11 protein-coding genes are annotated in these 9979 nt (G+C 72.7%); 8 read left to right on the forward strand and 3 right to left on the reverse strand.

What is annotated here, in order from left to right; translation table 11 throughout:
* Positions 1–94 precede the first annotated feature (94 nt).
* From ACFT2C_RS25090 to ACFT2C_RS25110, 5 genes are read left to right on the forward strand one after another with little or no spacing between them, the layout of a single operon-like run.
* Positions 95–1423 (forward strand): ABC transporter substrate-binding protein, encoded by a 1329-nt coding sequence (locus ACFT2C_RS25090; RefSeq protein ID WP_377209812.1) that lies wholly within the window; start codon positions 95–97, stop codon positions 1421–1423.
* Positions 1420–2406, forward strand: coding sequence for a carbohydrate ABC transporter permease (locus ACFT2C_RS25095; RefSeq protein WP_377209813.1), 987 nt, complete (start codon positions 1420–1422; stop codon positions 2404–2406). The genes ACFT2C_RS25090 and ACFT2C_RS25095 overlap by 4 nt, the downstream gene beginning before the upstream one ends.
* A complete protein-coding gene (locus ACFT2C_RS25100; RefSeq protein WP_377209814.1) occupies positions 2406–3293 on the forward strand; it encodes a carbohydrate ABC transporter permease in 888 nt (295 codons plus the stop codon). Before ACFT2C_RS25095 ends, ACFT2C_RS25100 begins: the two co-directional genes overlap by 1 nt.
* Positions 3290–4264 (forward strand): carbohydrate kinase family protein, encoded by a 975-nt coding sequence (locus tag ACFT2C_RS25105; protein WP_377209815.1) that lies wholly within the window; start codon positions 3290–3292, stop codon positions 4262–4264. Before ACFT2C_RS25100 ends, ACFT2C_RS25105 begins: the two co-directional genes overlap by 4 nt.
* The gene (locus tag ACFT2C_RS25110) at positions 4261–5247 is read left to right on the forward strand and encodes a 1-phosphofructokinase family hexose kinase (protein WP_377209816.1); all 987 of its coding nucleotides are present in this window, start codon (positions 4261–4263) and stop codon (positions 5245–5247) included. The genes ACFT2C_RS25105 and ACFT2C_RS25110 overlap by 4 nt, the downstream gene beginning before the upstream one ends.
* 148 nt (positions 5248–5395) lie before the next feature.
* Here ACFT2C_RS25110 and ACFT2C_RS25115 read toward each other — a convergent pair whose 3' ends face one another.
* Entirely contained in the window at positions 5396–6202 is an 807-nt protein-coding gene (locus tag ACFT2C_RS25115) for a DeoR/GlpR family DNA-binding transcription regulator (RefSeq protein WP_377209817.1), read from the reverse strand.
* Between the two features lie 99 nt (positions 6203–6301).
* Between ACFT2C_RS25115 and ACFT2C_RS25120 the strand changes: the two genes are divergently transcribed.
* Positions 6302–7618: an alpha-glucosidase/alpha-galactosidase gene (locus ACFT2C_RS25120; protein WP_377209818.1), complete on the forward strand. Its 1317-nt coding sequence runs from the start codon at positions 6302–6304 to the stop codon at positions 7616–7618.
* Entirely contained in the window at positions 7615–8466 is an 852-nt protein-coding gene (locus tag ACFT2C_RS25125) for a class II fructose-bisphosphate aldolase (protein ID WP_377209819.1), read from the forward strand. Before ACFT2C_RS25120 ends, ACFT2C_RS25125 begins: the two co-directional genes overlap by 4 nt.
* 37 nt (positions 8467–8503) lie before the next feature.
* Here ACFT2C_RS25125 and ACFT2C_RS25130 read toward each other — a convergent pair whose 3' ends face one another.
* Complete coding sequence (locus ACFT2C_RS25130; RefSeq protein WP_377209820.1) at positions 8504–8836, reverse strand: ANTAR domain-containing protein; 333 nt, start codon at positions 8834–8836, stop codon at positions 8504–8506.
* Between the two features lie 134 nt (positions 8837–8970).
* On the reverse strand, positions 8971–9180 hold the full coding sequence (locus ACFT2C_RS25135; RefSeq protein ID WP_377209821.1) for an EF-hand domain-containing protein: 210 nt from the start codon (positions 9178–9180) through the stop codon (positions 8971–8973).
* Between the two features lie 136 nt (positions 9181–9316).
* Here ACFT2C_RS25135 and ACFT2C_RS25140 point away from each other — a divergent pair, with 136 nt between their 5' ends.
* The gene (locus tag ACFT2C_RS25140; protein ID WP_377209822.1) at positions 9317–9910 is read left to right on the forward strand and encodes a hypothetical protein; all 594 of its coding nucleotides are present in this window, start codon (positions 9317–9319) and stop codon (positions 9908–9910) included.
* Positions 9911–9979 lie beyond the last annotated feature (69 nt).

Here is a 9979-nt window from a genome sequence, read left to right on the forward strand (position 1 = left end):
CCAGCTGGCCGACCCCAGCTGGCCGACCCCAGCTGGCCGACCCCAGCTACTACCCCAGAAGACCCCCAAGCACGCAGGAGAGACGAGGACGATCATGCTGCGTCACCACATCGGTACCGCCCGCGGACAGGGCGCCGCGGCCGCCGCCGCCCTGCTCCTCACGACGGCGCTGCTCACCTCGTGCTCCTCGGGCGCGCAGGGCGCGACGGCACTCGACAAGGACGCCGACGTCACGCTCACCTGGTGGACGGGACAGGCCGACCAGGCCCAGACCATCCTCACCGGGCTCGCCGAGGAGTTCGAGCAGGAGCACCCGAACGTGACGATCGAGGTCTCGTCGGGGGCGCCGTCGACCGAGGACCTGCTCCAGAAGCTGTCCTCGTCGTTCGCCGGCGGGACCTACCCCGACATCTCCTACGCGTTCGGGTCGTGGGCGAGCGAGCTCGCCGACTCCGAACGGACGCTCGACATCACCGAGCAGGTGGCCGACCCCGCCGTCGGCTGGGAGGAGTTCTCGGGGGCGGCCCGCGCGACGGCGCAGCCGACGGGCGACGCGACCATCGGGTTCCCCGCCGTCGTCGACAACCTCTCCCTGATCTACAACAAGACGGTCTTCGACGAGGCCGGGGTCGAGTACCCCACCCAGGACTGGACCTGGGACGACTTCCGCACCGCGGCCCGCGAGCTCACCGACCCGGCCACCAGCACCTACGGGTACGCGTACTCGGTCTCCGGGTCCGAGGAGACAACCTGGCAGTTCTGGCCGCACCTGTGGCAGAACGGCGGCGAGATCCTCGACGAGTCCGAGACCGAGGCGACCTTCGACTCACAGGCCGGGGTCGACGCGCTCACGCTGCTGCGCGACATGGCGGTCGAGGACGAGTCCGTGTACCTCGACCAGACCGACACCAAGTTCGGGCAGATCTTCGCGAGCGACCAGATCGGCATGATCACGTCCGGCCCGTGGTCGCTGTACGACCTGCAGGTGGCGGGCACGGACTACGGCGTCGTGCCGCTGCCGGGGACCGACGGCGAGCACACGACCATCTCCGGCGCGGACCTGTGGGTGCTCTTCGACCACCAGGACGCCAACCGCGAGTACTGGTCGTACGAGTTCACCAAGTGGCTCACCGACCCCGAGCAGGACGTGCGCTGGAACGTCGTGTACGGCAACCTGCCGCTGCGCGAGAGCGAGATGGACTCGCCGGAGTTCCAGAAGCAGGTCAAGGACATGCCCGGCCTCGACGTGATGGCCGAGAACAGCGAGAACGCGACCATCCCGCGCCCCACCGTGCCGGGCTACGTGAACCTCTCCGAGGCGATCGGCACCTCGATCTCCGAGGTGCTGCAGGGGCAGGGCGAGCCGGCCGAGGCGCTGACGCGGGCCGCCGACGAGGCCACGGCCGCGCTGGCGGACAAATGACGGCCACCGCCGCCCCGGCCCGGCGGCCCGGTTCGGCCCGGCGGCCCGGTTCGGCCCGACGGCGCGGCTCGGCCCGGCGGCCCCTCCCGGACCGGCGGCCGGGTGCCGCCCGGCGGGTCAGGGAGGGGCTGACCGGGTGGGGGTTCGTCGCGCCGGCGACCGTCATCGTGCTGGGCCTGTCGATCTTCCCCGCGGTCTGGGCGTTCCTGCTCTCCCTGCAGGAGTGGAACGGGTTCTCCGTTCCCGAGCAGGTGGGGTTCGACAACTACCGCGAGATGGCCGGCGACGCCGACCTCGCCGCAGCGGCCGGGCACACCCTGCTGTACACGGCGCTGTTCGTGCCGGCCTCGGTGCTGCTGGGCCTCGGCCTCGCCGTCGCGCTGAACCGGCGGATCGTGCTGGTCGGCCTGTACCGCACCCTCATCTTCCTCCCGTTCGTGGTCTCGGCCGCAGCGACCGGCATCCTGACGACCTACCTGTTCAACCCGCAGTTCGGGCTCGTGAACAACGTGCTGCGCGTCGTCGGGCTGCCCCAGCAGGGCTGGCTGGAGGACCCGCACCAGGCGATGGTGGTCCTCGCGATCATGTCGCTGTGGGGGCAGGCCGCCTTTACGACGGTCATCTACCTCGCCGCGCTGCAGGACATCCCCGCGGAGCTCACCGAGGCCGCGTGGGTCGACGGCGCGAACCGCTGGCAGTCGTTCTGGCACGTCACGTTCCCGCAGCTCGCGCCCGTGACGGTGTTCGTCGCGATCTGGCAGACGATCCAGGCGATCCAGCTCTTCGACCTCGTGTACACGACGACGCGCGGCGGGCCGCTGAAGGCCACGGAGACCATCGTCTACTACCTGTGGACCTCGGCCTTCAAGGACCTCGAGTTCGGCTACGCGTCGGCGGTCGCCTACGGGTTGTTCGCCGTCACCCTCGCGATCACCATCGGTGTGACGATCTACTCGCGCCGCAGCACGGTAGGAGGACTCTGATGGCGGTGCTCGCCTCTCCCCGCCCGGCGCCCTGGCCGCCGTCGGCCACACAGGAGGAGCCGACGCCGAAGCGGCGGCGGCGCACGGGCTGGTCGCACCTCGTGCTCGTACCCGTGGCGCTGGTCTTCGCGACGCCGTTCGTGCAGATGTTCCTCACGTCCCTGACGCCCGAGTCGGAGATCAACCGGTTCCCGCCGCGGTTCTTCCCCTCCGAGCTGACGCTCGACGGGTACGTGAAGCTGTTCCGCGACACCGACGTCCTCCTGTGGACCGGCAACACCGTGCTGGTGTCGCTGGTCGCGGTGGTGTCCCACCTGGCCCTGTGCTCGCTCGCGGGCTACGGGTTCGCGCGGCTGAAGTTCCCGGGGCGCAACGCCGGGTTCCTCATGATCGTCGCGACGATCATGATCCCGACGCAGCTCCTCATGGTGCCGACCTACGTGATGTTCGCCCGCGCCGGGATCATCGACACCCTCGCCGCGGCGATGGTGCCGTGGCTCGCGTCGGTGTTCGGGATCTTCCTGATGCGCCAGTTCTTCCTGTCGCTCCCGGTGGAGCTCGAGGAGGCCGCCCTGCTCGACGGCTGCTCCCGCTGGGGCACGTTCTGGCGGATCATCCTGCCGCTCGCCAGGCCGGCGCTCGCGACGCTGGCGATCTTCACGCTGCTGAGCTCCTGGAACGACCTCGTCTGGCCGCTGATCGCCATCAATGACCCGGGCGCGTTCACGCTGCAGCTCGGCATCACCAACTTCCAGGGCGCGCGGCGCACGGACTGGTCGCTGCTCATGGCGAGCAATGTGGTCGCGACGCTGCCCCTTATCCTCTTCTTCGTGTTCGCGCAGAAGCAGTTCATCGCCACCATGACGTTCTCGGGGGTCAAGGGATGACCGCCGGCCGGACGTCGCCGCGCGGGCCGCTGCCCGTGGTGGTCGTGGGGGACGCGAACGTCGACCTGGTGCTGCGCGGCGACGTCGTGCCCCGCTTCGGCCAGGCCGAGCAGCTCGTCGACTCGGGGGACCTGGTGCTCGGCGGCTCGGCGGCCATCGCCGCGTCGGGCGTCGCGCGCCTGGAGGTGCCGACGTCGCTCGTGGCCCGGGTGGGCGCCGACACGTTCGGCACGTTCACGCTCGACGCCCTGCGCGGGTGCGGGGTCGACGTCGCGTCCGTCGAGGTGGCGGACGGCGAGCCCACCGGGCTGTCCGTCAACCTCTCCACGCCCGAGGATCGCGCGATCCTGACCGTGCCCGGGACCATTCCCACGCTCACCGGGCAGCGGGTCACCGAGGTGCTCGACGCGCGGAGCGCGCCGGGGCTGCTGCACGTCGCGTCCTACTTTCTCCAGCCGGGCCTGGCGCGGGCACTGCCCGACGTGCTCGCCCGCGCCCGGGCGCAGGGCTGGACGACGAGCCTCGACACCAACTGGGACCCCGCCGAGGAGTGGGCGGGGCTCGACGAGGTGCTGGGCCACCTGGACCTGCTGCTGCCCAACCGCAACGAGCTGCGCGCCATCGCGGGCGCGCTCGGCGAGCCGGCGGACCTCGACGACGTGACGCTCGCGACCCGGCTCGCCCGGCGCGGCCCGCGCGTGGTCGTCAAGGACGGGGCGGACGGCGGCTGGTCGGTGGGGCCCGACGGCGACGTCGTCCGCGCGCCGGGCGTGGCCGTCGACGTCGTCGACACGACGGGGGCGGGGGACAGCTTCGACGCGGGCTACTTGGCGGCGCTGGCGCACGGCGTCTCGAACGAGGGGGAGCGCGTGCGGTGGGCGACCGTCGCGGGGTCGCTCTCGACCCTCGGGTCGGGCGGGACCGGGCGGCAGGCCACGCTCGGCGACCTGGAGCGGGAGCTCGCGCGGTGATCTCTGCGCTCGCGCTCAGCCCGTCGCTCGACGTCACGTACGTGGTCGACGAGCTGGAGGGGATCCAGCGTCCGCGCTCGGTCCACCGGGTCGCGGGCGGCAAGGCGCTGAACGCGGCGCGCGCGGCCGCCGCGCTCGGCGCGCGGGTCTCCGCGGTGGCGGTGCTCGGCGCGGGCGCGGGCCGGGACGTCGCCGACGGGGCGCGGGCCGACGGCGTCGACCTGCACGCGGTGTTCGGCACGGAGCCGACGCGCAGCTGCGTCTCGATCTTCTCCCGCGCCAGCGGGCGGCTCACGGAGATCTACGAGCGCGCCGTCCCGGTCTCCGTGAGCACGGCCGCGGCCGCGCTGGACGCCGCCGTCGCGCTGGCCGCGGCCCGGCCCGGGTGGTGGTTCGTCTCGGGCGGGCTGCCGGACGCGGCGCCGGCCGGGCTGCTCGCCGACGTCGTGCGCCGGCTGCACGACGCCGGCGTCCGGGTCGCCGTCGACAGCCACGGCCCGGCGCTGCGGAGCGCGGTCGGCGCGCAGCCCGACCTGGTGAAGGTCAACCGGTGGGAGGCGCTGGAGCTGGTGGGTGCTGGTGGCGGCGCTGGTGCTGGTGGCGCCGCGCGTGGTGGTGCCGCTGGGGCTGGCGCCGCCGCCGCCGGCGAACCGTCCGTGCCTGAGCTGCTCGCCGCCGTGCACGCACTCGCCGAGGGACTGGTCGTCATCACCGACGGCGCCGACGGTGCCTGGGCGACCGACGGCGACCGGGTCCTGCGCGCGCGGCTCGCCGGGCACACGGGGAACTTCCCGGTCGGCAGCGGCGACTCGTTCCTGGGCGGCCTGCTCGTCGCGCTCGACAACGGCGCCGACCTCGCGGACGCCCTGGCGCTCGCGATTGCGACCGGAACGGCGAACGCCCAGGTCCCGGGCGCGGCCATCCTGGACCCAACCCTGGCCCGCCGCCTGGCGCAGGAGGTTCAGGTCACCACCGCCGTCTGACCTGTGACGACTCCGATCGCCGAACGTAGGCCTGGTCGCCTCATCGGTCGAACGTAGGGCTGGTCGCTCTCCGAACGCCCTTGGAGCGACCAGGCCTACGTTCGGCCGGTGAGGCGACCAGGCCGGCGGCCGGCGGCCGGCGCGGCGGTCAGTCCGGGACTACCTGGATCTCCACGCCCGCCGCCTCGATCGCGGCCAGGGCCTTCGGGTCGGCGGAGGAGTCCGTGACCAGCACGTCGATCTCCGCGAGGTCGGCGACCTTCGCGAGGGTCACCCGGCCCACCTTCGAGCCGTCGGCCACGACCACCACGTGCTCGGCGTGCGCCAGCATGGCGTGGTTGGTGCGCGCCTCGGTCTCGTCGTGGGTCGTCGCGCCGCCGCGCACGCTGATGCCGTCGGTGCCCAGGAACGCCGTCCCGACGTTGATCGCGTTGAACGTGTTCTCGGCCAGCGCGCCGACGGCCTCGAACGAGCTGGACCGCACGAACCCGCCTGTCATGATCACCTTCAGGTTGCTCCGCGACGCGAGCTCGGTGGCGGTGGTCAGCGCGTTCGTGACGATGGCGAGGTCGGGGCGGGTGGCCAGCGCGCGGGCGACGGCCGCCGCCGTCGTACCGCCGCTGATGGCAACCGAGTAGCGGCCGGCCGGGAGCAGCCCCGCGGCGTGCTCGGCGATGCGCAGCTTGGCGTCCCGGAACCGGTTGTCCCGCAGCAGCACCGGGACTTCGGTCGTGGGATCGAGCGCGCGGACGCCGCCGTGCGTGCGGACCAGCAGGCCCTGCTCCTCCATCGCGGCCAGGTCGCGCCGCATCGTCGCCGAGGAGACGCCGAGCTCCCGCACCAGGTCGGTGAGCCGCGTGGTGCCCTGCTCGTTGACGTAGGTCAGGGTCCGCATCATGCGCTCGGTGCGCTTGTGCGAGATGGCGTGGGGCGCCGATTCCGCGGTGGTCGCCATGCCGTTCCCTTCTCGAACCGCTCACTCAAACTGATCGTTTAACGCGAATTCTGATCGCATTCTTGCACATCTCGCGCGGGCCCCCGGATGATCGACGCCATGGTCAGCATCGCGTTCATCGGCGCCGGGAGCGTCGTCTTCACCCGGCAGCTCGTCGCCGACATCCTGCGTTTCCCCGAGCTCGTGGACGCGCGCCTCGTGCTCCACGACATCGACCCGGAGCGGCTCGACGTCGCCGAGGCGACCGCACGTCAGGTCGGCCGCCAGCTCGGCGCCCGGGCGACCGTCGTCGCGACGGCGGACCGCCGGGCGGCGCTCGACGGTGCGGACTTCGTGATCAACATGATCCAGGTCGGGGGCGTCCCCGCGACGATCGCCGACCTCGAGATCCCGGCGCGGCACGGGCTGCGGCAGACGATCGGCGACACCACCGGCGTCGGCGGGATCTTCCGCGCGCTGCGGACGTTCCCGGTGCTCACGGCGCTGGCCGCGGACATGCGCGAGCTGTGCCCGGACGCGTGGCTGCTCAACTACACGAACCCGATGGCGATGAACGTGTGGTGGCTGTCCGTGGTCGCGCCGGAGCTCAAGGTCGCCGGGCTGTGCCACAGCGTCTACTGGACGGCCCACGACCTCGCCGAGCTGGTGGGCGTCCCGGTGGAGGAGACGCGCTTCCGTGCGGCCGGCGTCAACCACCAGGCCTGGCTGCTGGAGTGGGAGCACGACGGCCAGGACCTCTACCCGGTGCTGCGCGACCGCATCCGCGCCGACCCCGAGCTGGAGCGCCGCGTGCGCGTCGAGATCTTCCGCCGCCTCGGCTACTACCCGACGGAGACGAGCGAGCACTCCTCGGAGTACCTGTCGTGGTTCCTGCGCTCGGACGCGCAGATCGAGCGCTACCGGCTGGAGCCGCTGGAGTACGTCGGCATCAGCCGCGAGAACCTCGCCGAGCTCGACCGGGCAAGGCAGACCCTGTCCGCGGGCGGCGAGCTGGAGCTGGAGGACGGCGCGAGCGAGTACGCGCCGCAGATCATCCACTCGCTGGTCACGGGGACGCGGCGCGAGGTGCACGTCAACGTTCCCAACCGCGGGCTGATCGACAACCTGGGGCAGGACGCCGTCGTCGAGGTGCCCGCGATCGTGGGCGCCTCGGGCATCGCGCCGGTGGCCATGGGCGCGCTGCCGATCCAGTGCGCGGCGGTCAACCAGGCGTACGTCTCGGTCGGCCGGCTGACGGTGGAGGCCGCCCGGACCGGCGACCCGCTCCTGGTCCGCCAGGCCGCGCTCATGGACCCGAACACGGCCTCCACGCTGACCCCCGAGCAGATCTGGGCGGTCTGCGACGAGCTGACCACGGCGCACGGCGACCTGCTGCCCGACGCCCTGCGCGCCCCCGCCCCGGCGGGTGCCCTGTGACCCTGGCGCGGACGGGCGCCCTCGTCGCCGACGCGGTGCGGGCCGACGCCGCAGTCCTCGCGTTCAACGTCATCACGCTGGAGCACGCGGAGGGCATCGCGGCCGGGCTCGAGGCGGCCGGCGTCCCCGGGATCCTGCAGGTGAGCGAGAACGCCGTGCGCTTCCACGGCGGGCGGATGACGCCGCTGGTCGCGGCCTGCCGCGAGGTCGCGGCCGCGGCGGGCGTCCCGGTCTCGGTGCACCTCGACCACGTGCAGGACGTCGAGCTGGCCCGCGCGGTGGTCGCCGGCGCCGGGCGGCTCGGGATCTCGTCGCTCATGGTCGACGCCGCCCACCTGGAGTACGAGGCCAACGTCGCGACGACGGCGGAGCTCGCCGCGGCCGGGCACCGCGCGTCCCTGTGGGTCGAGGCCGAGCTGGGCGCCATCGGCGGCAAGGACGGCGCGCACGCGCCGGGCGTGCGGACCGACCCGGACGAGGCGGCGTCGTTCGTGGAGCGGACCGGCGTCGACGGCCTCGCCGTCGCGGTCGGCAGCTCGCATGCGATGACCGCGGCGACGGCGGAGCTCGACCTGGACCTGATCGCCCGCCTCGCGGAGCGCCTGCCGGTGCCGCTCGTGCTGCACGGGTCCTCGGGGGTGCCCGTGGCGACGCTCCGGGCGGCCGTCGCGGCCGGCATCCGCAAGGTCAACGTCGGCACCGCGCTCAACGTCGGCTACACCGCGCGGGTGCGGCAGTACCTCGCGGACGACGAGACCGTGACCGACCCGCGCAAGTACCTCGCCCCGGCGCGGGACGCGGTGCGCGACACGGTCGCCGGCCTGGCGGCCGCCGTCGGCCGCGGCTGACCAGGGTTCCCGGCCGCGGCCCGGCTCGCCGGGGGTGTCAGGCGGCCGTGCCCGTCGGGTGGCCGGTCGGCTGCGGCCGGGGTATCGGCCGGACGGCGGCGAGCGCGCGCATGAGCGTCTCGTGCGTGATGCCGTCCCGGCACTCGTCGGCCTGCAGCGCCGCCATGACCTGGTCGGCAGCCAGACGCACCGGGATGTTGGCCTTGCAGGCTGCGGCGAGGAGGATCTGAGCGGCCTCGTCCTCGTCGACGCGCTGCGCCAGGACGACCACGCTCTTGGCTCGTTCGATCATCGCCTGGCTGACGACCGCGCGGGGCACCGTCTCGTCCTGTCGGTCGCCGGCATTCTGGGGCTGATCGACGTACGACATATGAACCTCCCAGATCCCCTGCGGACCGGGAGCCGTTTCATGACTCCGAACCTCTCAGTGTAGAGCAGTTCGGATGTTTCGGACAGGTTCGGCGCCGGGCTCGATGAGCCTGCCGGACCCGTCCATGGACGGGTTCAGGCGTTCCACGCCTCCGTGAACTCGGCGAGATCGATGCGGCCGTCCTCGTCGTGGTCGGCTTTGCCGAAGATCTGCTCGAGGTCCTGGTCCGTGGTCTCCTCGCCGCGGGTGGCCATGGCCTGGCGGAACTCGTCGGCGGTGATGCGGCCGTCGCCGTCGCCGTCGAACTCGACGAAGGTGCGGGTGAGCTCGTCGTCGGCAGTCATGGGTCATACCTCCGCAATGTCGGAAACAGGTCGGGGAGTATGCAACCACAGATCTGTCCCGTGGTGGCGCCCCGAATGCGGGCTCTGGTCCGATACGGTGCGGCGTGCCACTCGCCGACGTCCGGAGGACCAGACCATGAGGTTGTACGCGGCAGCACCCGCCCGGTGCGCACGCCAGGTGCTCGGCGACCTGATCCTGCTCGCGTGGATCGCGGGCTGGGCCTGGGCCGGGCGGGAGGCCCACGACGCGACGATGACGCTCGGAGCGCCGGGCCGGGCGACGGCGTCCGCGGCCGACGAGATGGCCGGCAGGTTCCACGACGTCGAGGGCCGCATCGGCGGCATCCCGGGCGTCGGCGACGACCTGGCCGCACCCTTCCGCGGCGCCGCGGACGCCGCGGAGAGCCTGGCCGCCGCCGGACGGTCCCAGGCCGAGACGGTGGCCGACATCGCGCTCCTCGTCGGGATCGCCGTGTTCCTCATCCCGGTGCTGCTGGTGGCCGTGCTGTACGTGCCGTTCCGGATCCGGTTCATCCGGCGCGCGAGCGCGGGCCGGCGTCTGCTGACAGCCGATCCGGCGCTCCTGGCCCTGCGGGCCCTGGCGAACCAGCCGCTGCGCTCCCTGACCAAGATCTCGGACGACCCGGTCACGGCATGGCGCGAGAACGACCAATCGACGGTCCGCCGCCTGGCGGATCTAGAGCTACGGACCCTGGGCCTGAAACGTTGAGTGCTGGCTTCTTCCGCGAAGTAGAGCGCTTGTCCGAGTCTCCCTGGCGATACCTAGGGAGACTCGGAC

It is taken from the genome of Promicromonospora sp. NPDC057138 (assembly GCF_042670845.1).
Lineage (GTDB): Bacteria > Actinomycetota > Actinomycetes > Actinomycetales > Cellulomonadaceae > Promicromonospora.

Bases quoted from the DNA above. Each gene is read 5' to 3' on its own strand.
- ACFT2C_RS25105 (WP_377209815.1), top strand. From the start codon at position 3,290: ATGACCGCCGGCCGGACGTCGCCGCGCGGGCCGCTGCCCGTGGTGGTC.
- ACFT2C_RS25095 (WP_377209813.1), top strand. From the start codon at position 1,420: ATGACGGCCACCGCCGCCCCGGCCCGGCGGCCCGGTTCGGCCCGGCGG.
- ACFT2C_RS25090 (WP_377209812.1), top strand. From the start codon at position 95: ATGCTGCGTCACCACATCGGTACCGCCCGCGGACAGGGCGCCGCGGCC.
- ACFT2C_RS25100 (WP_377209814.1), top strand. From the start codon at position 2,406: ATGGCGGTGCTCGCCTCTCCCCGCCCGGCGCCCTGGCCGCCGTCGGCC.
- ACFT2C_RS25130 (WP_377209820.1), bottom strand. From the start codon at position 8,836: ATGTCGTACGTCGATCAGCCCCAGAATGCCGGCGACCGACAGGACGAG.
- ACFT2C_RS25140 (WP_377209822.1), top strand. From the start codon at position 9,317: ATGAGGTTGTACGCGGCAGCACCCGCCCGGTGCGCACGCCAGGTGCTC.
- ACFT2C_RS25115 (WP_377209817.1), bottom strand. From the start codon at position 6,202: ATGGCGACCACCGCGGAATCGGCGCCCCACGCCATCTCGCACAAGCGC.
- ACFT2C_RS25135 (WP_377209821.1), bottom strand. From the start codon at position 9,180: ATGACTGCCGACGACGAGCTCACCCGCACCTTCGTCGAGTTCGACGGC.
- ACFT2C_RS25120 (WP_377209818.1), top strand. From the start codon at position 6,302: ATGGTCAGCATCGCGTTCATCGGCGCCGGGAGCGTCGTCTTCACCCGG.